The 24,332-nt window shown below is 70.4% G+C and carries 21 protein-coding genes; 5 read left to right on the forward strand and 16 right to left on the reverse strand.

From position 1 onward, the window contains the following. Positions 1-237 precede the first annotated feature (237 nt). From WAF18_RS08520 to WAF18_RS08560, 9 genes are all read right to left on the reverse strand, one after another. Positions 238-729, reverse strand: a complete 492-nt coding sequence (locus WAF18_RS08520; protein WP_337244717.1) for a GNAT family N-acetyltransferase — start codon at positions 727-729, stop codon at positions 238-240. Between the two features lie 70 nt (positions 730-799). After that, positions 800-1,633 carry a DUF72 domain-containing protein gene (locus WAF18_RS08525; RefSeq protein ID WP_337244718.1) on the reverse strand — a complete coding sequence of 278 codons (834 nt, stop codon included), beginning with the start codon at positions 1,631-1,633 and terminating at the stop codon, positions 800-802. 7 nt (positions 1,634-1,640) lie between these two features. Then, positions 1,641-1,997: a VOC family protein gene (locus WAF18_RS08530; RefSeq protein ID WP_337244719.1), complete on the reverse strand. Its 357-nt coding sequence runs from the start codon at positions 1,995-1,997 to the stop codon at positions 1,641-1,643. After that, positions 1,997-3,031, reverse strand: a complete 1,035-nt coding sequence (locus tag WAF18_RS08535) for a phosphotransferase (protein WP_337244720.1) — start codon at positions 3,029-3,031, stop codon at positions 1,997-1,999. Before WAF18_RS08535 ends, WAF18_RS08530 begins: the two co-directional genes overlap by 1 nt. A gap of 62 nt (positions 3,032-3,093) precedes the next feature. After that, complete coding sequence (locus WAF18_RS08540) at positions 3,094-4,182, reverse strand: heparan-alpha-glucosaminide N-acetyltransferase domain-containing protein (RefSeq protein WP_337244721.1); 1,089 nt, start codon at positions 4,180-4,182, stop codon at positions 3,094-3,096. Further along, positions 4,166-5,305, reverse strand: a complete 1,140-nt coding sequence (gene nagA / locus WAF18_RS08545) for an N-acetylglucosamine-6-phosphate deacetylase (protein ID WP_337244722.1) — start codon at positions 5,303-5,305, stop codon at positions 4,166-4,168. The genes WAF18_RS08540 and nagA overlap by 17 nt, the downstream gene beginning before the upstream one ends. After that, positions 5,305-6,360, reverse strand: a complete 1,056-nt coding sequence (locus WAF18_RS08550) for an SIS domain-containing protein (protein ID WP_337244723.1) — start codon at positions 6,358-6,360, stop codon at positions 5,305-5,307. Before WAF18_RS08550 ends, nagA begins: the two co-directional genes overlap by 1 nt. After that, on the reverse strand, positions 6,344-7,423 hold the full coding sequence (locus tag WAF18_RS08555) for a LacI family DNA-binding transcriptional regulator (RefSeq protein ID WP_337244724.1): 1,080 nt from the start codon (positions 7,421-7,423) through the stop codon (positions 6,344-6,346). Before WAF18_RS08555 ends, WAF18_RS08550 begins: the two co-directional genes overlap by 17 nt. Positions 7,424-7,453: 30 nt before the next feature. Continuing rightward, complete coding sequence (locus tag WAF18_RS08560; protein WP_241944424.1) at positions 7,454-8,749, reverse strand: sugar MFS transporter; 1,296 nt, start codon at positions 8,747-8,749, stop codon at positions 7,454-7,456. A 382-nt stretch (positions 8,750-9,131) separates the two neighbouring features. On the opposite strand from WAF18_RS08560, the gene WAF18_RS08565 reads away from it, so the two are divergent. From WAF18_RS08565 to WAF18_RS08575, 3 genes are all read left to right on the forward strand, one after another. Continuing rightward, positions 9,132-10,154 (forward strand): glucokinase family protein, encoded by a 1,023-nt coding sequence (locus tag WAF18_RS08565; RefSeq protein WP_337244725.1) that lies wholly within the window; start codon positions 9,132-9,134, stop codon positions 10,152-10,154. Between the two features lie 160 nt (positions 10,155-10,314). Beyond that, positions 10,315-12,963 (forward strand): TonB-dependent receptor, encoded by a 2,649-nt coding sequence (locus WAF18_RS08570; protein ID WP_337244726.1) that lies wholly within the window; start codon positions 10,315-10,317, stop codon positions 12,961-12,963. A gap of 176 nt (positions 12,964-13,139) precedes the next feature. Continuing rightward, the gene (locus WAF18_RS08575) at positions 13,140-15,482 is read left to right on the forward strand and encodes a family 20 glycosylhydrolase (RefSeq protein ID WP_337244727.1); all 2,343 of its coding nucleotides are present in this window, start codon (positions 13,140-13,142) and stop codon (positions 15,480-15,482) included. A 20-nt stretch (positions 15,483-15,502) separates the two neighbouring features. Here the strand turns inward: WAF18_RS08575 and WAF18_RS08580 are convergent, their stop codons facing one another. Then, positions 15,503-15,922, reverse strand: coding sequence for a VanZ family protein (locus tag WAF18_RS08580; RefSeq protein WP_337244728.1), 420 nt, complete (start codon positions 15,920-15,922; stop codon positions 15,503-15,505). Then, complete coding sequence (locus WAF18_RS08585; protein WP_337244729.1) at positions 15,919-17,100, reverse strand: SAM-dependent methyltransferase; 1,182 nt, start codon at positions 17,098-17,100, stop codon at positions 15,919-15,921. The genes WAF18_RS08580 and WAF18_RS08585 overlap by 4 nt, the downstream gene beginning before the upstream one ends. Before the next feature lie 68 nt (positions 17,101-17,168). Between WAF18_RS08585 and WAF18_RS08590 the strand changes: the two genes are divergently transcribed. Both WAF18_RS08590 and WAF18_RS08595 read left to right on the forward strand, forming a co-directional pair. Beyond that, complete coding sequence (locus WAF18_RS08590; protein WP_337244730.1) at positions 17,169-17,903, forward strand: pteridine reductase; 735 nt, start codon at positions 17,169-17,171, stop codon at positions 17,901-17,903. Beyond that, positions 17,900-19,531: a diguanylate cyclase gene (locus tag WAF18_RS08595; RefSeq protein ID WP_337244731.1), complete on the forward strand. Its 1,632-nt coding sequence runs from the start codon at positions 17,900-17,902 to the stop codon at positions 19,529-19,531. Before WAF18_RS08590 ends, WAF18_RS08595 begins: the two co-directional genes overlap by 4 nt. 9 nt (positions 19,532-19,540) lie before the next feature. Here WAF18_RS08595 and WAF18_RS08600 read toward each other — a convergent pair whose 3' ends face one another. The 5 genes from WAF18_RS08600 to WAF18_RS08620 are packed head-to-tail and all read right to left on the reverse strand — an operon-like array spanning position 19,541 to position 24,332. Beyond that, positions 19,541-20,803, reverse strand: coding sequence for a glycosyltransferase (locus WAF18_RS08600; protein ID WP_337244732.1), 1,263 nt, complete (start codon positions 20,801-20,803; stop codon positions 19,541-19,543). Further along, positions 20,788-21,372: a hypothetical protein gene (locus WAF18_RS08605; RefSeq protein WP_337244733.1), complete on the reverse strand. Its 585-nt coding sequence runs from the start codon at positions 21,370-21,372 to the stop codon at positions 20,788-20,790. Before WAF18_RS08605 ends, WAF18_RS08600 begins: the two co-directional genes overlap by 16 nt. Beyond that, on the reverse strand, positions 21,362-22,516 hold the full coding sequence (locus tag WAF18_RS08610; protein WP_337244734.1) for a glycosyltransferase: 1,155 nt from the start codon (positions 22,514-22,516) through the stop codon (positions 21,362-21,364). Before WAF18_RS08610 ends, WAF18_RS08605 begins: the two co-directional genes overlap by 11 nt. Next, positions 22,513-23,469 (reverse strand): NAD(P)-dependent oxidoreductase, encoded by a 957-nt coding sequence (locus WAF18_RS08615; RefSeq protein ID WP_337244735.1) that lies wholly within the window; start codon positions 23,467-23,469, stop codon positions 22,513-22,515. Before WAF18_RS08615 ends, WAF18_RS08610 begins: the two co-directional genes overlap by 4 nt. Continuing rightward, positions 23,454-24,332, reverse strand: coding sequence for an MBL fold metallo-hydrolase (locus tag WAF18_RS08620; protein ID WP_337244736.1), 879 nt, complete (start codon positions 24,330-24,332; stop codon positions 23,454-23,456). Before WAF18_RS08620 ends, WAF18_RS08615 begins: the two co-directional genes overlap by 16 nt.

A 24,332-nucleotide genomic window follows, 5' to 3' on the forward strand; every position in this document is an offset into this window, starting at 1 on the left:
CCGCTGACGGCGGGGCATCGAAGCCCTCCCCCGCGTGCGGGGGAGGGTTGGGTGGGGGCTGGCAATAGAAGAGCGTCCTGCAGCACTGACTTCATGGCGCACTGCCTTACTCACATGGGGAGTGCGGCGCGATACCGTGCGCCCAGACGACTGCACTGCATACCTCGACAGCACCCAGTCAGCAATCGAGGACCGGCTTGCAGCAGCGCAGGACTGCTTGGCGGGTTGCGTGCTGTGTCAGGCCAAGGGTGCCGCCAGAGCGAACAGGCGGAACCGCGCGTCGAGTTCGTCGGGCAGGCTGATGTATCGAAGCCCCAGCCGCGGCAATGCGCGCTGCCAGTATGCGTGCGCCTTCAGGTCGTCGCGAAATGTCGCAATCAGCCACAAACCGCTGCCCGGCACGAGCAATCGGCGCACTGTCTCCACCGCCAGGCCACGTCGGCGCCACGTCGGCAGCACGAACAGGTCCGCCACCTCTCGGACACGATGTCCAGCTCCCGGGAGGAACGCGTCCAGGCAGTCGCGCAGCGAGGCGTCACCAACGCTACTCAGATCCAAGTCATCGAGCAGCACAAAGCCGACAACGCCACCATCGCACTCGAGCAACCGCACCCGTTCCGGTCCGGTCTCGAGCATCGCGATGGCATCCGCCCGGTCGTAGTCGTACAACCCGTCCCGGCCAATCTGCTCGCCGCTCCAGGCAGATGCCTCGAAGTAGTAGTACTGCATCAGCTGGAACAGCAGGTCTGCGTCCCCGCACTCGGCCATTCGCAACGAAAGCCCGCTTGCTGTCATATCCTCACGCTGCTTCGAGCCGCTGTTGCAGGGCCATCGCGGCGGCGGGGTTGCGGGCCTTGGCTGCGGAGATGAAGAACACGTAGGTCTCGCGCGGCACGACCGGGGCGGCGTCGCGGTCGCCGGCGTAGGGGAGGTCGGCCGGCGCGCCGCCTTTCGCCCACTGGCGTGCACGCTGTGCCCAGGCGTCGAGTTGCAGGCCGGGGTAGCCCTGCGGGTGCTCCTCGCGGCTGGACATCAGCCGGGCGTAGACGAAGTCGCCGGTCAGGTCGGCGAACGAGGGGTAATCGGCTGAGTCGGTGAACACCGTGGCGACCTCGTGCGCACGCGCCAGCGCCAGCCAGGCCGCGCTCTGGAACGAGGGGTGGCGGACCTCGACGGCATGGCGCAGCGGCAGGCCATCGACCTCGCGCGGCAACAGCGCGAGGAAGGCTTCGACATCGTCGGCATCGAAGCGGCGGTTCGGCGCAAACTGCCACAGCAGCGGGCCGAGTCTGTCGCCGAGTTCGGCGATGCCGCCACCGACGAAGGCCTCGATGCGCGGGCCGGTGTCGGCCAGTGTGCGCGCGCCGACGATGTGGCGCGGCGCCTTGAGCGAGAACACGAAGCCCTCCGGCGTTTCCGCGCGCCAGGCGGCGTAGGTCGCCGGCTTCTGCGCGCCGTAGAACGTGCCGTTGACCTCGATCGCGGTCAGCTTCCGGCTCGCGTATTCGAGCTCGCGCTTCTGCACCAGGCCCTTGGGGTAGAAGTTGTCGCGCCAAGGCGCGAAGGTCCAGCCGCCGATGCCGGTGCGGATGCCGTCCACCGGCTGCGGCGGGGCGTCGAACAGGTCGATCATGAGAACCTCAGTCGGGATGCTGCGCAAAGCGCAGCCGGTTGTGGTCGGGGTCGACGAGCAGCATCTCGCGCGTGCCCCAGTCGGTGTCGTGCGGCGGCTGCAGGATCGCGACACCGGCGGCCTGGAATGCGTGTGCGCAGGCATCGACGTCGGCCACCTTGAAGTAGACCGCGCCGCCGACCGCACCATCGCCGGCGTGCCCGCTCAGAAACAACGTCTGGCCGTCGCAGGTGAGCTGCGCGAACAGCGGCAGCCCGGGTTCGAAGCGATGCTCCCAGTCGACCCGGAAGCCGAGCGCGGCGTAGAACGCGAGACTGCGCGCGGCATCGGTCATGCGCAGCTGCGGGATCACGGTCTGGCGCATCACACCGCATCCGGTGCCATGGCAGCCAGCCGCGGCCGCACATGGCGGTCGAGGATCGCAGCCAGCGGTGCGAGCGTCGGTTCGCGCGCGAGCACCTGGTCGAGATACGCGACGAAACGCGGCGCATCGGCCAGATACCGCGGCTTGCCGTCGCGGTAGTGCAGCCGCGCGAACAGGCCGAGGATCTTGAGGTGGCGCTGCATGCCGGCCAGGTCGGCGTGACGCGCGAACACGGCCGGGTCCGGATCGACCGGCACGCCGGCGGCCCGCGCGCGGGCGTGGTAGCGCGCGAGCCAGGCATCGACGCGCGCCGGCGGCCAGCTGCGGAAGGCATCGCGGAACAGGCTGATCGGGTCGTAGGCCAGCGGCCCGCGCACCGCGCCCTGGAAATCGATCACGGCGACGCCTGCGCCGTCGGGCATCAGGTTGCGCAGCATGTAGTCGCGGTGCACGAAGCCTTGCGGCTGCGCCAGCACCGCCTCGATCAGCGTCCGCTGCACGGCCTGCAGGCCGGTGCGCGTCTCGGCATCGAGCGTCACGCCGAGGTGGCGGCCGAGGAACCAGTCTTCGAACAGGTCGAGCTCGCGCTGCAGCATCGGCGCATCGTAGGCGGGCAGGTCCGCCGGGCAGGCGATCGCCTGCAGGCGCAGCAGTTGCTCGAACGCGGCATCGACCATCGCATCGGCACCGGCGTCGTCGGCGATATCCAGGCAGGTGCGCGGGCCCAGATCCTCCAGCAGCAGGAACCCGGCGTCGGTGTCCTCGGCCAGCACCTCGGGCACGCGCACACCGGCCGCGCGCAGCAGCGTGCGGATGCGCAGCCACGGCCGCACATCCTCGAGTTCGGGCGGCGAATCCATGACGATGCGCGCCGGCCCTGCGCCCTGCGTGCGCCAATAGCTGCGGAAACCGGCATCGGTCGACGCACGGACGAGCGTCAGCGTTGCATCGTCGGCCGCATCGCGCGCCCAGGCCAGGCGGGCGGCGCTGCGGTCGGGATCGGCGTCCGGGGAAACGGGAAACGTCGCGGTCATCGGGCGGATGTGGGGGGCGGGATGCGCAGGGTACAAGCTCGGCACGGCCGCGGCATCGCGGCTCAGACCTTCAGGTACCACCGACGCCGGTCCATCCAGGCGGCGATCGCCCACCACAGCGCGACGAACGCCAGTGCGAATGCCAGTGACGCAGCCTGTTCGCCGAGCAGCGGGGCCAGCGGCGCGGCGAACAGCACGCGATAGAGCGGTGCCCACAGGCCGGCGGCGATGGCGAGCAGCACCAGCGCGCTCGAACCGGCATAGACCGCGATCGCGTTGACGCCAAAGCGGCGGCCCCAGGCCGGCCAGCCGCGCCGGTCGATCAGCAGGTGCAGGCCGACGAGCGCGAGCGCGGCCAGCCCACCGGTCCACAGCACATAGGACGCACTCCACAGCGGCTTGTTGAACGGCAGCACCAGCGACCACGCCGCGCCCAGCATGCATGCGGCTACGCCCAGCGCGAGCAGTGCGCGCACCCGCCCCGCACGCAGCCAGTCGCCGGCGCGCACGCCCAACAGCGTCGTCGCCAGCGCACCTGCCGTGCTCGCCAGACCCTCCGGGTCGTGGCCCAGGCCGGTCACCGGGTCGTAGCGATACAGCCAGGGCGCAAACAGCGCATTGTCGAGCCGGTCGAACGGGTTGGTCCCTGGCGCGGTGCCGCCCAGACCCAGCGCCACCGCGCTGGCCACGAGCAGGCCGGCCAGCAGCGCCCATTGCCCACGCGGCGACAGCGACAGCGCGGCGAGCCCGGCCAGCGCGAAGCACACGCCGATACGCTGCAACACCCCCCACGGGCGAAAATGCGCCAGGTCGAACACCCACCACGCCAGCAGATGCAGCGCCAGGCCGATCAGCACCAACCGCGCCGCGCGCACGAGCACGCTGCGACGCAGCCGGGCAAGGTCGGCGCCGGCCTCCCGCCGGGGCGACAACGCCAGTGCGATCGACACGCCGACCACGAACAGGAACGTCGGAAACACCAAGTCGGCCAGCGTGCAGCCGTGCCAGGCCGCGTGCAGCAGCGGGGCGTAGACGTGATCCCAATCGCCCGGCGTGTTGACCAGCAGCATCGCCGCGACCGCGATGCCGCGCAGGGCATCGACGCTGGCCAGCCGCGCGGACGGCGCGGCCCTGTCAGCCGGCCGCGCCACCGATCCAGGTGCCGCGCAGCGACAGCGTGTCGTCGACCAGCGCGAAATCCGCGCGCAGACCGGGCGCGATGCGGCCGAGCCGGTCGTCGAGGCCGAGGAACTGCGCCGGATACGTCGCCGCCATCCGCGCCGCTTCGTCCAGCGGCACGTCGAGTGTGCGCACGGTGTTGCGCACCGCCGCCATCATGTCGAGCGCCGAGCCGGCGAGCGCACCGGCAGCGTTACGCACCACGCCATCGACGGCGGTGATCGTCTCGCCGTAGAGCATGTAGTCGGGGCGGTCGGCGCCGACCGGCGGCATCGCATCGGTCACCAGGAACACCTTGCCGCGCGGCTTGGCGGCCAGCGCCACGCGCAGGCTGGCCGGATGCACATGCGCACCGTCGACGATGATCCCGCACCAGGCCTCGCGGTCCTCGAGTGCGGCGCCGACCGCGCCCGGCTCGCGTCCCTGCAGCGGCGACATCGCGTTGTAGAGATGGGTGAAGCCGCGGATGCCCGCGTCCAGGCCCGCGCGCGCCTGCGCCCAGGTGGCCGCGGTGTGCCCGGCGGCGACGATCGCGCCGCCGGCGACCAGCGCGCGCACGGTGTCGGCCGGCACGCGCTCGGGCGCCAGCGTCACCAGGGTGACGCCGCCACGCAGCGAGGTCGCCAGCGCGATCTCGTCGGCGCCGGGCACACGGAACTTGCCGGCATCGTGGGTGCCGCGGCGTTCGGGCGCGATGTAGGGACCTTCGAGATGGATGCCGACCACACCGGGCACGCCGTCCGCGATCGCCGCATCCACTGCAGCGATCGCGGCGCGCATCACTTCGACATCGTCGCTGATCAGCGTCGGCAGCAGCGCGGTCGTGCCGAAACGTCGATGCGCGGCGGCGATCAAAGCGATCGCCTCGACGGTCGGTGCGTTGTTGAACAGCACACCGCCGCCGCCGTTGACCTGGGCATCGACGAAGCCCGGCAGCAGATGCAGTCCGTCGAGGTCGTGACGCGCGACCTCGCGGAGCGTCGGGTCGTCGTGCGCGAGCAGCGCGGCGATGCGCGCGCCCTCGACCAGCACCGCGATATCGTCGCGGAAGCCGGCGTCGGTCAGCACGCGGCCATTGACCAGGGCGAGGGCCATCAGACGGTCTCCGTGACCTTGTTGAGATGCGGCGGGACATCGGGATCGAAGCCACGCCGCAGCGACAGCGCATTGGCCGCGCGGTAGAAGCTCTGTACCGCCAGCAGCGGCGCGCAGGCCGGTTCGGGCGCTTCGGCGACCGGCAGCTCGCCGCCCGGCGCGGCCAGCCACACCTCCGCGCCGCGACCGCGGAACTCGTCGGCGACCGCGCGCGTGCCGGCATCGGTGCCGTCGGGCTGGGCCAGCAGCAGGACCGGGAACCGCGGACCGACGAGCGCCATCGGCCCGTGGCGGACTTCGGCGGCGCTGTAGGCCTCGGCATGCAGCCCGCAGGTCTCCTTGAACTTCAGCGCCGCCTCCTGCGCTGCGGCGAGGCCCGTGCCGCGACCGAGCACGAACAGGTTGCGCGCGTCCGCCAGGCCCTCGACCAATGGCGTCCAGTCGCAGGCCCAGGCCGCGCGCATCGCGTCGGGCAGCGCCGGCAGCGCCGCGGCCAGCGCGGTGTCGCCGCCGGCGGCCCGCTGCCAGTGCGCGGTCAGCTGCAGCAGCGCCGACAGCGAGGCCAGATAGCTCTTGGTCGCCGCGACGCTGCGCTCGGGGCCGGCATGCAGCGGCAGCACCGTGTCGGCGAGCTGCGCCAGCGGCGCGTCCTCGACGTTGACCAGTGCGACCACGTGCGCGCCGGCCGCGCGCGCGGCCTCGGCGTTGCGCAGCAGGTCGGGGCTGCGGCCCGATTGCGAGATCGCGATGAACAGCGCGCCGTGCATGCGTTGCGGCGCGGCGTAGACCGAGCCGACCGACGGCGAGGCCGAGGCGGTGACGATCCCTAAGCGGGTCTCGAACAGGTACTTGGCGTAGGTTGCCGCGTGGTCGGAACTGCCGCGCGCGCAGGTCACCACGAACGGCGGCGGCCGCGCGATGAGGGTGGCGACCAGCGCATCGACCGCGTCGGCGTTGCGCGCGAACTGCGCAGCGACGACGTCCGGCGCCTGCGCGGCCTCGCGGAACATCCAGGTGGTGGCCGCGTCGCGCGGCGCCTCAGTCGCGTGGGGCATCCTCGGGTCCCGGTGATGGCGTCGGCCGCGGGCGCATCGGCGCGGTCGACCCGCGCACCACCAGCTGCGGCACGAAGCCTTGGTTGTGGGTGGCCTGCGCGGCGACGGCATCGGCGTCCTCGCGCAGGCTTGCGATCAACATCCGCGCGGCCTGTCGCGCGATGTCTTCGGTGGCCTGCTTGGCGGTGGTCAGCGGCGGCCACGACTGGCGCGAGAACGGGCTGTCCTCGAAGCCGGCGATCGACAGATCGAAGGGCACATGCATGCCCGCCGACTTGGCCGCGGCCAGGACGCCGGCGGCGATCTCGTCGTTGGAGCCGAAGATCGCGGTCGGCGGATCGCGCAGCGCCAGCAACCGGCGCGCGCCGCGGAATCCGTCGTCGAAGGTGTAGTCGCCGGGAATCACCAGGTGCTTGTCGTGCGGAATGCCGTAGTCCTTGAGCGCGGCCTCGTAGCCGGCATGGCGTTCGCCGCTGGAATGGTGCTGCGGCCCGCCCCACAGAAAGCCGATGCGCTGGTGGCCAAGCTGGATCAGATGCTCGGTGATCTCGTAGGCAGCATCCCGGTCGTCCACGAACACGCAGGGATGGCCGTCGCGCGGATCCTCGGTCGCGGCGATGATGCGCACCAGGCGGATGCCGCGCGCGGTCAAGGCGTCGATCAGTTCGCGCCGCTCGGACATCGGCGCAGTGAGCACCAGGCCGGCCAGCCGCGAGCGCCGCACGAACTCCACCAGCTCCTCGACCAGCAGCGGCGAGCTCGCATCGCAGGGATGGATCTGCAACCCGAAGCCGGTTTCCCGGCACGCGGCGAGTACGCCGTTCTGCACGCCGATGATGTGGTACGGGTTGGGGTTGTCGTAGATCAGCCCGATCACGAACGAGGTCGCGCTGCGCAGGTTGCGCGCCGAGGGGTCGGGCTCGTAGTCGAGTTCGGCGATCGCGTGCAGCACCCGCGCGCGGGTGGCCTGCAACACCGACGGCTCGTTGTTGATCACCCGCGAGACGGTCTTGAGCGAGACCTTGGCCCGCTCGGCGACATCCTTGATGGTGGGTTTGCGCACGTCCGGCTCCGGCAGTCTCTCAGGCCGCCATCATCGCGCAGCCCGGCGCGCCGCGTGACCGGCGCGATGCCCGCGCAGGCCGTAGTACAGGATGTACAGGTAGCACGGCAGGGTCAGCGCCAGGAACACCAGTTGGAAGTCGTAGTGCTGTTTGAGCACCGCGAACAGCTGCGGCACGATCGCGCCGCCGGCGATGCCCATGATCAGCAGCGCCGAGCCGGTCTCGGTCAGCCGGCCCAGGCCCTTGATCGCCAGCGGAAAGATCGCCGGCCACATCATCGCGTTGGCAAAGCCCAGCGCGGCGACGAAGCCCACCGCGACGTAGCCGTGGCTCAGGAACGCGCCGGCCGAGAACACGATGCCCAGCACCGCCGAAATGCCCAGGTAGCGCTCCTGGCTGACGAAGCGCGGGATCGCGACCAGACCGGCGACGTAGCCGAGCAGCATCGCGCCGAGGGTGAACGAGGTGAAGAACTTGGTCCGGTCCAGCGGCAGGTCGAAGCCGTTGCCGTAGGTGCCGATCGCATCTCCGGCCAGCACCTCCACGCCGACATACAGGAACAGACACAGCACACCCAGCCACAGGTGCGGCAGTTGGAACAGCCCACGCACGCGCGCGCCCTCGCCCGGCTCGGCCGCGGCGTTGGCCTCAGCCGGCCGCAGTTCGGGCAGCGGCGAGAACAGCACGCCCAGCGCGACCAGCATCAGCACGCCGGCCATGACCAGATACGGCAGATGGATCTTGGCGGCGAACTCGCCCAGCAACTGCGCGCGTCCGGCGGCATCGGCCGCGGCGGCCTGCGCGCTGAGATCGCCCATGCCGTGCAGCACCACCGTGCCCAGCACCACCGGTGCCAGGATGCCGGCGACCTTGTTGCAGATGCCCATCAACGCGATGCGCCGCGCCGCGCTCTCGATCGGCCCCAGGATGCTCACGTACGGGTTGACCGCGGTCTGCAGCAACGCCAGACCGCTGCCCATCACGAACAGCCCCGACAGCGCGCCGGCGTACCAGCGCTGGGTCGAGAACTCGCCAAACAGCATCGCACCAGCGGCCATCACGAACAGGCTCAGGGCCAGTCCCTTCTTCATGCCGGTCCGGCGCAGCACCCAGGCCGCGGGCAGCGCGAGGAAGAAGTACGACAGGTAGAACACCATCAGCACCAGGAAGGCGTTCACCTCGTCGAGTTCGAAGGCCAGTTGCACGAACGCGATCAGCGGGCCGTTGACCCAGGTGAAGAAGCCGATGATGAAGAACAACAGGCCCATGATCGCGATCGAGGTCGCGTGACTCGGGCGGGCATACGGTGTCGCGATCGCAGACATCAGGAGCGCTCCGGCGGACGGGACTGCAGGACCGGTGCGGCGCGGCCGCAGACCGGACATCGAGTACCAACGTTGTCATCAACACGCGCCAGGCGGGCCCCGGCGACCGCATCATGCCTGAACTTCCGCGCGAAACGCGTGCTGCATTGCGGCATTGATCGGCGGACCCTGTCCCGCACCGAGGGTCGGAACCTGCTGATTCGACGCGCCTCTCGCGTTCATTTCCGCGTGTCGCGCCGATTGTTGCAACTGTGTGAAGGATCCCGTGGTGGGACGCGCCCGAAGCATCCGGGGCGTTGACATCGTTGTCATGACATGCCGACACTCCGCCGCATCTGGCAGCGGCTGTCATCGTATGGCGCCCTTCCCACCCGGAGCTTCCGTGGCTGCATCCCCTTCCCTGCCGTCGACCGCACCGCGCCACGCCATGCGCGATGCCTTCATCGCCGCCGACGTCGGCGGCACCCATGTGCGTATCGGCCTGGTCGAGGCCACCGGCGATGCCGCGCACCCGGTGCGCGTGCTCGAGTACCGCAAGTACGCCTGCGCCGCGTACCCGGGGCTGGTGGAGATCGTCGAGGATTTCCTGGCCGCTCTGCCCGGGCGTCGGGTCGATGCCGGCGCGATCGCCAGCGCCGGCTACGCGCTGGGCGATGGCACCGTGATCACCGCCAACCTGCCCTGGCCGATCTCGCTCGAGCGCATCCGCACACAGTTGGGTTTTCGCGAGTTCCGCCTGGTCAACGATTTCGAGGCGGTCGCCCATGCCGCCGCCCAGGTCGACCCCCAAGATGTGGTGCGGCTGACCGGTCCTGACGCCGCGGCGCCGGGACCGATGCTGATCGTCGGACCAGGCACCGGCCTGGGCGCCGCGGTGCGCATCCCGACCGCGCACGGCCCGGTGGTGTTGGCCACCGAGGCCGGGCAGGCGGCATTGACCACCGGCCATGCCGGCGAGCAGGCGCTGCTGCGCGAACTGCAGCGCGGCCGCAGCCACGTGCCGATCGAGCACGCGCTCTCGGGCCCGGGCTTGCTCAATCTTTATCGCGCGGTGTGCGCGCTGCAGGGCGTCACGCCCGTTCACACGGCCCCGGGCGAAGTCACTGCGGCGGCGATCGCCGGCGACGACGCGCAGGCGCGCGCGGCGCTGGACGCCTTCTGCGGCCTGCTCGGCAGCACGATCGGCGACATGGCGCTGCTCTACGGCGCGCACGGCGGCATCTATCTGGCGGGCGGCATCCTGCCGCAGATCCGCGACTACCTGATGGGCAGCGACTTCGTCGCCCGGTTCCTCGACAAGGCACCGATGCGCGAGGCGCTCGAACGTATTCCCGTGAATCTGGTCGAGCACGGGCAGTTGGGCGTCATCGGCGCCGCCAGCTGGTACCTCGATCGGCTCGACTGACGCGCGGCTGGCGGCGCGAGGGTCGGGAAAACGTCGTGTCGCGACGCGCCCTTACGGCGCGCGCGCGGTGCGGCCAGGCAGTGGGGGACGCCGGTACAGGTACGCACGCGACGGCACGACGGCCGCCGCGGCGCCACTCACATCAGCGATGGGGACCACCATGAACACCCGTAAATCAGTGCTTTCGGCCGCGATCACGCTGGGGCTGTGCGTCGCCGCGCAGGCCCAGGCACAACAGACGGCCCCCACGTCGGACGCGGCCACCGATCTGGACCGGGTCGTGGTGACCGGCATCCGCGGCAGCCTGGAGAAGTCGCTCGACACCAAGCGCAACAACGACACGATCTCAGAAGCGATCACTGCCGAGGACATCGGCAAGTTCCCCAACACCAACGTCGCCGAAGCAATGTCGCAGATCCCGGGCGTCTCCCTTGACCGGCGTTTCGGACAGGGCGAGCGCGTGAGCATCGACGGCACAGACCCCAGCCTCAACCTGACGTTCCTGGACGGTCGACCCGTCGCACAAGCCATCTGGCTCTATGGCGAGCAGCCCAACCGGGGCTTCGATTACACGCTGCTTGCGCCCCAGATCCTCGGCCGACTGGAAGTCATCAAGTCCTCCGAGGCACGTCTGCCCGAAGGCAGTCTCGGCGGCACAGTGCTGATGCATACGCGGCAGCCGCTCGATCTGGATACCAACGAGATCGCCGCTTCCATCGGATACAGCTACAACGACCAAGCCGGCAGTGGCGCGCCGAATGCATCGCTGCTTTACAGCTGGAAGAACCCGGCTGAGACGCTTGGCGTCGCTGTGTCAGCGCAGCACTACGAAGAGAAGGTGGACCGCCAGGGCCTTGAGGTATTCGGCTACGCGCCCGCCTCCACCTTCACCAATGCAGCGGCGGCCGGACTGGATCCGGATGCGATGGTTCCAAACTCCATCAACGCGGCCTGGTTCCAGCAAGAGCGCAAGCGCGACAGCGCGGTGCTCAACTTGCAGCTCAAACCGACCGACGCTCTCGAGTTCAAGCTTCAAGGGCTCTACATCCGCGAGAACTTCGACAACTACAATCAATCGCTGTACAGCTTTCTGACCTGGAACCCAGGCACCATCGGCGCTGTCGATCGACTCGATCAAGGACCGAACGGCGTCGTGGTGGGCGGACACTCAGGCTCGAATGCCGATCCCGACGGCGGAACCGTCATCTACGACAACAACGTGCGCGAGTCTGAGGTCACCACCAAGGGCCTCGACCTACGCGGCGCATGGCAAGGGGACATCTGGGGCATCGCAGCCCAGGTCGGTCGCAGCAAATCGGACAACACCAATCTCGCGCAGTACTTCATCGAACCGGTCTACAACGGCGGTTTCAGCTGGCACATCGACGATGGCATCCGCTTCGACGATCCAGAGGCCGCACGCGATCCCGGCAACTGGGGCTCCAATGGCTGGCTGGGCAACAACGGCATTTTCTCTACCGAAAGTGAGAACCGCTACGGCCAGCTGGATTTCAACGTGCGCCTGCCGGGCGTTATCAGCATGCTGCGCTTCGGTGCCCGCCAGGTGAAGCAGGAAGAGCGCTTCGCGCTCAATGTCTACGGGGGCGTCAACACCGGGTTCCTGGACGAAGTCGGCACCATCGGCCTGACCGACATCCGCGGATTCCATCCTGATCACGGTCATCATTTGCAGGTCGGTCGCGACAACGTCATCGATTGGATCCGCAACAGTCCGATCGACTACAACAATCCTGATCCGGCGAGCTACCTCAACAACACCTGGGCATTGGAGCAGACCAACACCGCAGGTTACGTCCAGGCGGATTTTTCAACAGGACTATTGCGCGGCAATGTCGGTCTGCGCTACGTAGAATCCAAGATCGACGGCAGCGGGTTCGTCTATAGCGGCACGCCAACACTCGACGATCTCGACAGCAAATGGCAGACCCGAACATCCAAAGAAGACTTTTTGCTGCCTTCGGTCAACCTGGTTCTCGACCCTGGAAACGACTGGTTGTTCCGCTTTGCGGCAGCCAAAGTCATTGCGTGGGCACCGTACAACCAGTTGGTCAACAACACCTTTCTCAATGACACCACGCTCACTGGCGCCGGCGGCAACGCCGAGCTTTCACCGTATGAATCGACGAACCTCAATCTCTCTGCCGAATGGTACTTCGCACCGCAGTCAGCATTAGCTGCATCTATCTTCTACAAGGACATCGACAACTACATCGATACCAGTGCGACGATCGAACGTCAGTACAACTCGATCCGGGACAACGATCCGCGCGCATGGGAAGATCTTGTCGGCAGTAACGGCTGTACCGCAGATGGCTATTGCGACTACAGCATCGCAAGGCCGCGCAATGCTGGTGGCGGCAAGGTCAAGGGACTCAATCTCTCCTATCAGCAGGCATTCGGTGAGAGCGGCTTCGGACTGACCACCAACTACACCTACGCGGATGGGGAGAACAATACCGGCAACCCGCTGCCCTATCAGTCCGAGCACAGCGTCGCACTGAGTCCTTACTATGAGCAGGGCCCCTTGAGCGTCAGACTGAGCTACAACTGGCGCGACAGTTACCTTGCCGGTGGTTACGTTGCCGGCGCGGCACCTGCGAGTGTGGATGACTACGCTGAGCTGGGCGCAAGCATCGGCTGGCGATTCAACGACAACTGGTCGATCGCCGTCGATGCGCAGAACCTGCTCGATGAGGAGTACTTCCAGTACTTGGGCGAGAAGCACATGCCGGCAGGGCGTTATCACACCGGGCGTCGCTACATGGCGACCTTGCATATGCGGTTTTAGAAGAGCGCCACCGGCCGATCTTGGACGGCGGGCAACGATCCCGCCGTCCTCGCGCTGCTCATAGGCTCTTCGCACAGCCCGGCCGATAGGCGGCACCGCTATACAAGGCATCGCGTTCTGGCGGAATGCGTTCGCCATGCGCCATGCTGCAACGCAGCCTGAGGGAGCACTGCACGATGGTTCGATCGTTCCAGCACGTCGTTTACCTAAGTCTCGGCCTGGCCGCTGCCACCTTGCTCGCGGCCTGCGCCCCGCGCCCGCAACGGCCGCATGAAGTCGTCGTGGCCCCGGCCCTGATTCCCGCGCCTGCCCGGCTCGTCGCCGACGACGGCGGTTTCGATCTCGATGCGGCGACGCCGCTTTACGCCGACGGCCTGGCCGGGCAACAGGCGGCGCACCGGTTCGCCGCACTGGCCGCTGCCTCCAACGGGCTGCGCCTGGCGGCGCCGAGGGCCGGCGGCCCGACGCCCGGGGCAATCGCGTTCGTGCGCGATCCGGCGGTCTCGCCCGAGGCGCCCGAAGGCTATGCGCTGGAGATCGCGCCAAGCGGCATCGTGGTGCGCGCCGCCGATGCGCGCGGCCTGTTCCACGGCGCGACGACGCTGTGGCAACTCGTCGCGCAGGCGCAGGGCGAGGCGATGACGCTGCCGGCGCTGCGCATCGAGGACGCTCCGCGCTTTGGCTGGCGCGGGCTCATGCTCGATTCGGCGCGGCATTTCCAGAGCGTCGACGAGATCAAGCGCGTGCTCGACGCGATGGCGATGCACAAGCTCAACGTCTTCCACTGGCACCTGACCGACGACCAGGGCTGGCGCATCGAAATCAAGCGCTATCCGCGCCTGACCGAGATCGGCGGTTGCCGCATTCCGGCCGGCGATGGCGGCATCGACCCTGCGACCGGCGCGCCGGTGCCCTACTGCGGCTACTACACCCGGGACCAGATCCGCGAGGTCGTGGCCTATGCCGCGACGCTGCATATCGAGGTCGTGCCGGAGATCAACGGCCCCGGGCACGCCCAGGCTGCGGTCGCGGCCTATCCCGAGCTCGGCGTGCTCGACACGCCGGTCCCGGTGCTCGCCGAATGGGGCGTCAACCGCACGCTGTTCAATGTCGAGGAGTCGACCTTCACGTTTCTGGAGAACGTGTTGGCCGAGGTGGTGACGCTGTTCCCCGGCCGGTATGTGCATGTCGGCGGCGACGAAGCGGTCAAGGACCAGTGGCAGGCCTCGCCGCGGGTGCAACAGCGCATGCGCGAACTCGGCATGCGCGACGAGGCGCAGTTGCAGAGCTATTTCATCGGCCGGATGGAGCGCTACCTGTCCACGCACGGTCGGCGCCTGATCGGCTGGGACGAGATCCTCGAAGGCGGCCTGCCGCCGGAGGCGACGGTGATGTCGTGGCGCGGCGTCGACGGTGGCCTCGCCGCCGCCGCGCTCGGCCACGACGTGGTCATGAGTCCGGTCTCGGACCTGTACCTGGACTACCTGCAGACCGACGCGCCGGGCGAGCCGCCGGGCCGGCCGTCGATGGTCACGCTCGAGCAGGTCTACCGGTTCGAACCGGTGCCCGCCGCGCTGCCGGCCGCACAACGCCATCACATTCTCGGCGTGCAGGCGAACATGTGGACCGAGCACACGCGCAACTTTGCGCGTCTGCAGCACAACCTGTTCCCGCGCATGGCGGCACTGGCCGAGACCGCCTGGTCGCCGGTGGAGGCGCGCGACTACGCCGATTTCCTGGCGCGCCTGCCGGTACAACTGCGGCGTTACCGGGCGCTGGACATCGCCTACGCGCAAACGCCGTTCCAGGCGCTGGCGACGATCGACGGCGACCGCCGGGATGGCAGCGCGCGGGTGACGTTGCGCAATCCGCTGGGCTACCCGATCCACTACACCCTCAATGGCCGCGTGCCCCATGCCGGCTCGCCGCGCTACACCGCGCCGCTCGATCTGCGCCTGCCGGTGCAGCTGCGCGCGGCCGCATTCGCCGCCGACGGCACGCCACTGGCGCCGGCCACGACCCATGCGGTCGATGCGACCTCGCTGCTGACCCGCCGCAACGCCGAGCTGGCGGTCTGCCCCGACGTCGGGCGCCTGCTGCTGCGGCTCGAGGACGATGGCCCGCTGACCGGCGAGCGCGCGATCTTCAACGTGACGATCTTCCACCCCTGCTGGCTGTGGCCAGCGGCGGATCTGGGCGATATCGACCGGTTGACGGTCCGCGCCGGGCGCATGCCCTACGCGTTCCAGCTGGCCCACGACGAGCCGCAGCGCACCTTCCTGCCGGCACGCAGCGCGCATGGCGAACTGCAGGTGCAGGGCGAGGGCTGTGCCGGTCCGGTGCTGGCGACGGTGCCGCTGCCGGCCGCGCCCGATGCCGACGGGTTCGTCAGCCTCGACGTGCCGCTCGACACCGCCGTGCTGGCCTCACGGCGTGCGACCGACCTGTGCCTGCGCTTCACCGGCGACACCCGGCCGACGATGTGGGTCGTCGACGCGGTCACGCTGCAACCGCGCTGAGATGCGCGGCGGGCGCTGGCCTACCGGCGCCCGCCGTCGATGCGCAGCAGCAGGTCGCGCAATGGCGTGAGCCGGGTCGCCAGGCCTGCGATCACGCCCAACGTATTGGCCAGCGCATCGGCCGGGTCCTGCATGCGGGTCTGGGTCAGCGCGCCTTGCGCGAATTCCAGCCCGATCCCCAGCAGCACCAAGCCCAGGCCGGCGCCGAGCAGCGAGGGCCAGCGCGCGTAGAGCTGGACCGCGGCCGCGGCCAGCGCCGCGTAGGCGAGGAAATGCCCGAGCTTGTCGCCATCGGGCACGTCGGGCATCGGCACCGAGGACACCAGCGACAGCACCACGACCGTCGCGATCGCCGCGATCCACAGCCCGCACCACAGCCTTGGCCGGCACAGCGGTTTGAGCGCGCTGCGTCGCGCGTGTGGCCCCGCAGCGCGGCTCACAGCCGGTGGCTCAGATCGCCGACCAGGAAGGCGTGGTCGAACTCGACATCGCGGGCAAAGCCGATCGCCTGGAACGCCTCGCCCATGCCGCCGGGCAGAGTCAGCTTCTTGACCTGCTGGCGCAGGGCATAGCGCGCGGCCTCGTCGGCGGCCTGCGCCTCGTGCGCGGCCAGGCGCGCATCCAGGCGATTACCGATCAGCAACGAAGCCTGGGTGCAGTAGCCGGCGAATTCGAAGCCGGCCCCGGTGCCCGCCTCGGCCAACGCGGTGAAGTCGACCGAGGCGGTCAGGTCCTGCAGCCCCGGCAGCGCGAACACGTCCGGCGACACCCGGTGACGATGGAAGGCGCGCAAGGTGCCGTCGCTGCGGTCGTCGCGGTAGTACTCGCTGCGCGGATAGCCGTAGTCGACGAACAGCATCGCGCCGCGTCGCAGGCCGCCGGCCACCGCCTGGACCCAGTAGGGCAGTTGCGGCAGCAGTTCGGAGCGGTAACCGTCTGGCAGCGGCGCGCCACGCTGGCGCTCGATGTGCCGCACGGCCGGCGCCAGCAGCGCATCGGCCGGGCGCAGCGCGGTCGCGAAACTGCCATCGTCGGCGACGACGACGTACTCCTCATGCACCTCGCCGCCCCGCACCGCGAACCGCGGCGTGGGCAGCGCATCGACGACCTCGTTGGCGAACAGCACACCGTTCCAGTCGTCGGGCATCGGGCCATCGAGCCAATGCACGCGCGCGAACAGCGCGGCCGGCAACTGCGCGGCCAGATGCGCGCGCTGGCGCTCGCGCAGGTCCGCGCTGGGCTCGAGGATCGCGTAGCGGGCCGGCACCGCGTCGAGCGCGGCCAGGTGCGCGAGCGCATCGGCGGCGAACGCGCCGCTGCCGCCGCCGACCTCCAGCATCTGGGCGTCGCCGCCGATCTCGCGCAGCACCGGCGCGATCGCCTCGGCGATGCATTCGGCGAACAGACTGCCGAGCTCGGGCGCGGTGACGAAGTCGCCGGCCGCGCCGAATTTGGTCGCACCGGCGCTGTAGTAGCCCAGGCCCGGCGCGTACAACGCCAGTTCCATGAACTTCCAGAACGGGATCGCGCCGCCGGCCTCGGCGATCAGCGTGCGAATCGCCGCACGCAGGCGTTCGCTGTGGGCCAGGGCATCGTCGGAGATAGGGGGAGCGGACATGAGTGGGGCTTGGCGGTCACAATGCACAGCATACCGAGCCTGCTGCACGCGGGCTGTCAGGAGCCCGCATGGACACCCCACGCCCCGTCGTGCTGATCACCGGCGCCGCGCGCCGCCTCGGCGCCGCGATCGCCGGTCATCTGCACGGCCATGGCCACGACGTCGCGCTGCATTGCCACGCCTCGCGCGCCGATGCCGACGCGCTGGCGGCCACGCTCGACGCCGAGCGCCCGGGCAGCGCCGCCGTGCTGCAGGCCGACCTGGCCGATGCCGACGCCACCGCCGCGCTCGTCGCCGCGACGGTGGCCCGGTTCGGCCGGCTCGATGCCTTGGTCAACAACGCCGCGGCCTTTGCGCCAGCGCCGCTGGAGGACAGCGACGCGGCCGCATTCGATGCGCTGATGGCAGTCAACGCCCGCGCGCCGTTCCTGCTCGCACGCGCCGCCGCGCCGCACTTGCGCCGCGCCAGCGGCGCGATCGTCAACATCATCGACCTCTATGCCGAACGCCCGCGCGCCGACCTGGTCGCCTATGCGGCGTCGAAGGCAGCGCTGCTCGGGCTGACCCGCGGCCTGGCGGTCGCGCTGGCGCCGCAGGTGCGGGTCAACGCGGTCGCGCCGGGGGCGATTTTGTGGCCGGAGGACGGCGGCGATCCCGAGCTGCGGGCGCGCATTCTCGAGGCGACCCCACTGCGCCGGCAGGGCCGGGTCGAGGACATCGCCGAAGCGGTCGGCTGGCTGTTGCGCGGCGCCGGCTTCAGCACCGGTGAGGTGCTCCACGTCGACGGCGGCCGCATGCTGTGAACCGGCCCGGTCTGCGCACGCTGCTGTCGGTGCTGCTGGGTGCAGCGGCCTGGCTGCTGGCGGGCCTGGCCATGGCGGCGCCGCTGGTCGCGCTCGATGGCCGCTGGCAGGCCACGGACGCACAGCCGGCGCAGGCCTTCGACCCGCAGCGCGGACTGACGCTGCCCCGCGCGGACGCCGGCCACACGGTGCAGCTGTGGCCGCGCGACGGCCAATGGCCGACCGGCCCCTGGGTGCTGGAGGTCCGGCAGGCGGCGCTGCAGCACGTGACCCTGGCCTGGCCGCCGGGCCAGCCGCAGACCCGCGCGCAGACGATCCTGGTGCCGGGACAATGGCCGGGGCACGGCCGCCTGGGATTCCACATCGTGGCGCCGCCGCCCGACGGCGGTCCGCTGACACTGCACGTCGACGCTCATGGCAGCATGCCCGGCACACTGCTGTGGTCGGTGGTGTCGGACAGCGACTACCTGCAACGCGATGCGCGCTGGTTGGCGATCGCGAGCGCGTGCCTGGCGACGATGCTGGCAATGGCGGTGATGGCGGCCTTCTTCGCTTGGCGGCTGCGCGATGCGACCTTCGCGTTCTATGCGGTCTATGTGGTGGCGTTCGCGCTGGTGATGGCGCTGCAGACCGGCTACACCGTGCATCCGCTCGGCCAGCAGTGGCTGGGTGAGGCGACCCGCTTCTGGGGGCGGCTGGCGACTGCGACCGCGATCGTCGCCGCGATCCTGTTCCTCGACCGCTTTGCCGACCTGCCGCGCCTGTTGCCGCGCGGCCGGCGCTGGCTGCGCGGCTATGCTGCGGTCGTGGCGTTGTGCGCGGTGCCGGCGCTGCTGCCGCTGCCGGCGCTCGAGGCGCTCGGCCGCACACTGATCAACCCGCTGCTGGCGCTGGGCGCGCCGCTGTTGCTGGGCGCCGCCGCACTCGCCGCGCGCCGCGGCTCGCGACTGGCCGGCGTGTTCCTGATCGGCTGGACGCCGCTGCTGCTGGTCACCGCGCTGTCGAGCCTTGGGCTTGGCGAGCGGATCGGCATCGCCTGGGACGACGGCCTGGCGGCGCTGGCGACTGGCGCGTTCGAAGCGCTGGTGCTGGCACTGGGCCTGGCCGAGCGCAGCGCGGGATTGCGCGGCGAGCGCGACCTGGCGTTGCAGGAGGCGCATACCGACGGCCTGACCGGCCTGCTCAACCGGCGCAGCTGGGACTCGCGCTTGCAGGCGCTGCTGAGTGCGACGCCCGGCCCGCTGACGGTGATGTTCCTGGATCTAGATCACTTCAAGCGCATCAACGATGCGCTGGGCCATTCGGCCGGCGACCGCTGCCTGCGCGAAGTCGCGCACGCGTTGCGGCTCGAACTCGACCCGGCCTGGCCGGTCGCGCGCTACGGCGGCGAGGAGTTCGTCGTCGCTCTCCCCGGCGTCGAGGCCGCGACCGCACTGCAGGTGGCCGAGCGCATCCGCACGCGCTTTGCGACCGCGCTGACCGACTTCGACACGTTGCGCCCGACGGTCAGCATCGGCGTGGCCGCTCGCCAGACCGGCGACGATGCCGACACCCTGCTGCGACGGGCCGACCATGCGCTGTACCAGGCCAAGCAGGCCGGCCGCGACCGCGTGCAACTGGCACCCTGAGCGGGAAGGCTAGGGCGCCGAGCCGCCATCGCACTCGACCAGCTCGGCCAGCGGGTACGCCGCCACGCAGGCGCGCACCGCGGCCTGCAGCGCCGGCAGACCGGCGAACAGCGACGGCTCGGCGAACGCACGGCGCACCGCGGCCTCGAGACCATCGAGATCGCGCAGCCACAGCGCAGCGCCGGCGTGCTGCAAGCGCGCGGCATGGTCGAACTGGTCGTAGTCCTGCGGGCAGACGATCGCTGGGCGCGCGTCGGCCAGGCAGCGATAGAGGATGCCGGCGCCGCCGTGATGCACGACGAGGTCGTAGCGTCCGACCCAGCGCGCATAGTCGACATGGGCGAGCCGCTGGTAGTTGCCGCTGCGCTCGTGATGACCGGCCGCGACATCACCATCGGTGAAATGGAATTCCAGTTCGGGCATCGCCGCGGCCAGCGCGCGCAACCGCGCATCGAACGCGTTCTTGGCCCAGCGCAGATGCGTGCCGAGGGTCACCAGCACATGCCGGCGCCCGGCGACGAACACCGGCGCCGCACGCGGCGGCAGCCAGGGCGTGTCGTGGCCACTGGCCGGCAGCCGCGGCCCGACGAAGCGCAGCGCCGCGGGCCAGGTACACGGGAACTCCAACGCCGCGACACCGAGCGCCAGAATCCGCTCGGGCGAGTAGACCGCTTCACTGCCGTCGCCGCGATACAGCTGCGGCAGACCGAGCGCGCGCATACGACTGCGATGCAGCCGGTGCACGCCGCGCTTGAAGCCCCGCACCACCCGGCGCGCCAGCGCCTGCCGCAGCCGCGCGCCGGCCTGCGTCGCTGGCAGCAGTCCGCCCATATAGGCCGGCGGCCCGTCGGGGGTCTCAACCACGCAGGGCGATGGCAGGCTGGTCCACCAACGGATGCCCAGCGCCTGCGCAACAGTGCCGGCGACCGGCACGGTGAAATCGGCGATCAGCAGGTCCGGCGGTGCCTGCGCGTATGCCGCGTGCAGCGCCTGCGCAAAGCGCGCCATGACCCCGAGCGCATCGCGCAGCTGGCGATGCATGCGCAGCGGATGGTTGCGCACCGCATGGCGCGGGTCGGAGATCGCATCGAGCACGCGCTCGGCGTCGGCATCGAGCAACGGCACGCCGACAAGTCCGGCGCGTGCGACCTGCGCCATCGCCGACGGCGTCGACAGGACCCGCACCGCGTGCCACGGCGCGAGCTCGCACGCGATCGCCAGGATCGGATGCAGATGACCGCTGTAGGGCGGCGCGATCAGGTCGATGCGCATGGTGTCGCCGCGACGAAGTCCGCGCACAGCGCCAGCACTTCGGGCCTGCGCAGGTAGTCCAGATGGCCACCGCCGACCGGCAGCGCGGGCCCGCGCCAGCCCAGGCGCGAGATCCAGTCGCCGCGCCCGCGCACGCACAGCAGCCGGGCCACATCCGGCGCGCGGCGCGCGACTGGCCCATAGGCGAACACGTGCAGCCGTGCGGCGAGCCCCGCCGGCAACCGCAGGTTGGCCAGTAGTTCGAGCCCGCAACTGCCGGCCAGCACCACCACTGCGCCGCCGCCGTCGAGCGCTGCGGCCACCGCCGCGCCATGGCGCCGGGCGAACGCAGGACGACGCGCGCCGAGGTAGTCGCCGGCATTGCGCAGCGCCGCCAGTGGCAACGGCACTGCGGCGTGACCGGCGTGCACCGCGGTGTATGGGAAGTTGCGCGCAAGCAGATCGCGACCCGGCCCGCGCAGCGCGTCGAGAAACGCCGCCTGCTGCGGGCTGAGTGCACAGCGCGTCCGGTCGCTGCGACCGGTCAGGAACGCGATGCGCACGCGCCCGCCGCCGGTATCAGGCGGCATGGAACCGACCATCGGCCTGCACGCGGTAGCGCCGGCTGCGCCAGCGCACCGTGCGCACGCAGGTGGCGTGCAACAGGTGCAGTGGCTGCGCCAACTCGGCCAGCAGCGACAGCAGTGGCCGCGTCGCAGACGACACCCCGAGCGCGCGTTGCAGCGCCCATGGTGCCCAGGCCCGCATCGCCAGGACCGCAGCGACCGCGCCGACGCCAGCCAGGCCGGGGCGCCAGGCCAGCGCCATGAGCATCGCCCACAGCAACAGCGGCGGCAGCCCGTGCAGCAGCACGATCGCCGCCCGTGTGCACGGCGGCTGGCGGCGCAGCAGCAAGGTGGCGAACAGCATCCAGCGATGCATCTGCCGCACGTAGTGCGCTGCGCCGTCGAGGCTGGTGCGCACCGAGACCGGCGCGATCGTCTGCGCGATGCGGCCGCCATGCGCGCGGACGTGATCGGCCATCGCCAGGTCGTCGGCCAGCGCGTGGCGCAGCGGCGAAAAGCCGCCGATCGCGCGCAGGCGCTCGGTGCGCAGCGCGTAGCACATGCCATTGATCGACACCGGCGGCGCCCAGGCCAACGGCGCGAGATAGGTCAGTGCGGCGTTGTCGTTGACGAAGCGTGCGAGCAGGCGGCCAGGCCAGCGCTCGCCATCGTCGCGGTAGCCGGGCAGTGCGGTCGCCAGGTCGGCGGTATCGAGCGCGGCGACCAGGCGTGCGAGCGCATCGGCCGACAGTGCGGCGTCATCGTCGAGCACCAGACAGACCGGCGCCTCGACCCGCGGCAACGCCGCTTCGAGCTTGAAGGTCTTGGGATTGCAGCCGTCGGGCGCCGGCGGCAACACCCGCACGTCGATCGCAGCGCCCGGATGCGCTGCGCGCACGGCGGCGACCGCCGCATGTGCGAGCGCATCGTCGGCATCGAGCAGCCAGTGGAAGCGCGCCTGCGGCAACGCGCGCAGGGTGTCGTCGAGCACCTCGCCCAGCCGGGGGTCGCCGCCGAGGATCGGCTGCAGCACGGCAACGTCCTGCATCCGCCGCGCCGATGGCGGCACCGGGCATGCGCGCTGGCGCTGCAGTTCGCGCCACGCGCAGGCGCTGCGCAGCACCAACAGTGCCGCATAGGTGCAAACGCAGGCGACCGCGAGGCTCATTCCGCCCACTGCGCGCGCTGCCAGGCGACGAAGGCGTCGATGCCCTCGGTCAACGACACGCTCGGCGGCCCCAGGTCGGCGAGCATGCGCGCTGGATCGAAGGTCTTGGAATAGGCGAACACACCGACGCCGAAGCGCGTGATCGGCGGCTCGCCGCGCAACCGCAGGCCACGCCACAACCATTCGGCCACGGTGGCCGCGCGCAGCGCTGTGCCGATGCGCACGCGCCGCGTCGGCGGTGGCAGGTCCAACCGTGCCAGCACGTCGAGCAACAGCGCCTGCAGGTCCACCGGCTCGGCGTTGGTCAGGTTGTAGCTCTGCGCCGGACGCGGCATCGTCGCAATCCGCAGCAGGTAGTCCGACAGCGTATCGATCTGCACCAGGTCGCCGATCACCGGTCGATCCTGGCCGACGAATCGCGGCAGCGCGCCGCGCCGGGCCGCCTCGAGGATGCGCGGAAACAACACCGTGTCACCGACGCCGAACACCGCACGCGGCCGCACCACGACATGCTCGCCGGGATAGGCACGCACCAGTTGCTCGCCGGCGTATTTGGTCTGCGCGTAGCGGTTGACGAAGTCCGGCCCGATCGGGCTGTCCTCGCGCAGGCCGAGCTGATGGGCCTCGCGGTAGAACACCGAACTCGACGACAGATAGATCAGCCTCGGCAGGCCGTGGCGCTTGCAGAACGCGATGACGTGCGCGGTCGCGTCGATGTTCTGCGCCTGGTACTGCGCACGCGTGCCCCAGGGCGAGGACCGCGCGGCGGCATGGATCACCACGTCCGGACGGAACGGCAAGTCGAACGGCCGGCTCAGGTCGCAGCGCACATAGCCCGGCAGGTCGGTGGCGCGGCGCCCGGTTCCCCACAGCGTCAGGTCGTCGCGCGCGGCGTGACGGCGCAGGAAGGCACCGCCGACAAAGCCCGACGCACCGGTCACCAGGATGCGCATGCACCAGCCTCCGGTCGGAGCGCAGACGTCTGCGCGCGGTAATGGTCCAGGCTCGCCTGGCAGTGCGAGGGCACGATCGCCACGTCCGGCGCCTCGCGTGCCAGCGTGTGCAACCGTGCGAGCGTGTGCGTATAGGCGGGCCAGTCGTGGGTCACCAGCCGCGCCGGCCATGCCGGCAACCGGCGCTCGCGGAACGCCAGATGCGACCAGCAGGCATCGGCGCACAGTAGCACCGCGCGGTCATGCGCATCGCGCAGGCACAGGCCGAGCTGCCGCGGCGCATGGCCCGGCAGCGCGACCGCGAACAGGCTGCCGTCGCCGAACAGGTCGTGCCCCTCGCCCAGCGCCTGCCAGGGCGCGGACAGCGGCCTGGCGACGGCGTCGTCGGCATGGTGCCGGCGCGCATCGAAGTCAGGCGGCAGCAAGGCCGGCAGCCAGCCGTTGCGCAGCCCGCGCAGCCGGGGCATCGCGCGCAGGGTGTCCAGGTCCTCGCGCATGCACACGAAGCGGGCATTGGGCAGGTCGCGCAGGCCGGCGATGTGGTCGGCGTGGAAATGCGAGATCAGGCACCAGCGGATGTCGGCCGGGCGCAGCCCATGCGCGGCGAGCTGCGTCTCCAGCTGCTGCTCGGCCGGTAGCGCGACCGGCGTGGCCCAGCGGTAGAGACGTTCGGGCAGCCGCGCGGTCGCATCCAGGAACCGCGGCGCGTAGCCGGTGTCGTAAAGAATCGCGCCCTCACGTGGATGCACGATCAGCGCGACCATCGACGGAAACGCCACGCTGGCCCAGCGCCCACCGGCCAGCGTCACCCGCTCGCAGTGCCGGCACTGCCCGACGTCGAACAGAGTCAGGTCAAGGCGCAT

The sequence above is a fragment of the Luteimonas sp. gir genome, from assembly GCF_037198055.1.
GTDB lineage: Bacteria > Pseudomonadota > Gammaproteobacteria > Xanthomonadales > Xanthomonadaceae > Luteimonas > Luteimonas citri_A.

Excerpts from the sequence above, each read along its gene's own strand:
- WAF18_RS08560 (WP_241944424.1), bottom strand. The coding sequence starts at position 8,749 with ATGTCTGCGATCGCGACACCGTATGCCCGCCCGAGTCACGCGACCTCG.
- WAF18_RS08610 (WP_337244734.1), bottom strand. The coding sequence starts at position 22,516 with ATGAGCCTCGCGGTCGCCTGCGTTTGCACCTATGCGGCACTGTTGGTG.
- WAF18_RS08590 (WP_337244730.1), top strand. The coding sequence starts at position 17,169 with ATGGACACCCCACGCCCCGTCGTGCTGATCACCGGCGCCGCGCGCCGC.
- WAF18_RS08535 (WP_337244720.1), bottom strand. The coding sequence starts at position 3,031 with ATGACCGCGACGTTTCCCGTTTCCCCGGACGCCGATCCCGACCGCAGC.
- WAF18_RS08530 (WP_337244719.1), bottom strand. The coding sequence starts at position 1,997 with ATGCGCCAGACCGTGATCCCGCAGCTGCGCATGACCGATGCCGCGCGC.
- WAF18_RS08570 (WP_337244726.1), top strand. The coding sequence starts at position 10,315 with ATGAACACCCGTAAATCAGTGCTTTCGGCCGCGATCACGCTGGGGCTG.
- WAF18_RS08585 (WP_337244729.1), bottom strand. The coding sequence starts at position 17,100 with ATGTCCGCTCCCCCTATCTCCGACGATGCCCTGGCCCACAGCGAACGC.
- WAF18_RS08600 (WP_337244732.1), bottom strand. The coding sequence starts at position 20,803 with ATGCGCATCGACCTGATCGCGCCGCCCTACAGCGGTCATCTGCATCCG.
- WAF18_RS08550 (WP_337244723.1), bottom strand. The coding sequence starts at position 6,360 with ATGCCCCACGCGACTGAGGCGCCGCGCGACGCGGCCACCACCTGGATG.
- WAF18_RS08620 (WP_337244736.1), bottom strand. The coding sequence starts at position 24,332 with ATGCGCCTTGACCTGACTCTGTTCGACGTCGGGCAGTGCCGGCACTGC.
- nagA (WP_337244722.1), bottom strand. The coding sequence starts at position 5,305 with ATGGCCCTCGCCCTGGTCAATGGCCGCGTGCTGACCGACGCCGGCTTC.
- WAF18_RS08605 (WP_337244733.1), bottom strand. The coding sequence starts at position 21,372 with ATGCCGCCTGATACCGGCGGCGGGCGCGTGCGCATCGCGTTCCTGACC.
- WAF18_RS08525 (WP_337244718.1), bottom strand. The coding sequence starts at position 1,633 with ATGATCGACCTGTTCGACGCCCCGCCGCAGCCGGTGGACGGCATCCGC.
- WAF18_RS08615 (WP_337244735.1), bottom strand. The coding sequence starts at position 23,469 with ATGCGCATCCTGGTGACCGGTGCGTCGGGCTTTGTCGGCGGTGCCTTC.
- WAF18_RS08575 (WP_337244727.1), top strand. The coding sequence starts at position 13,140 with ATGGTTCGATCGTTCCAGCACGTCGTTTACCTAAGTCTCGGCCTGGCC.
- WAF18_RS08520 (WP_337244717.1), bottom strand. The coding sequence starts at position 729 with ATGCAGTACTACTACTTCGAGGCATCTGCCTGGAGCGGCGAGCAGATT.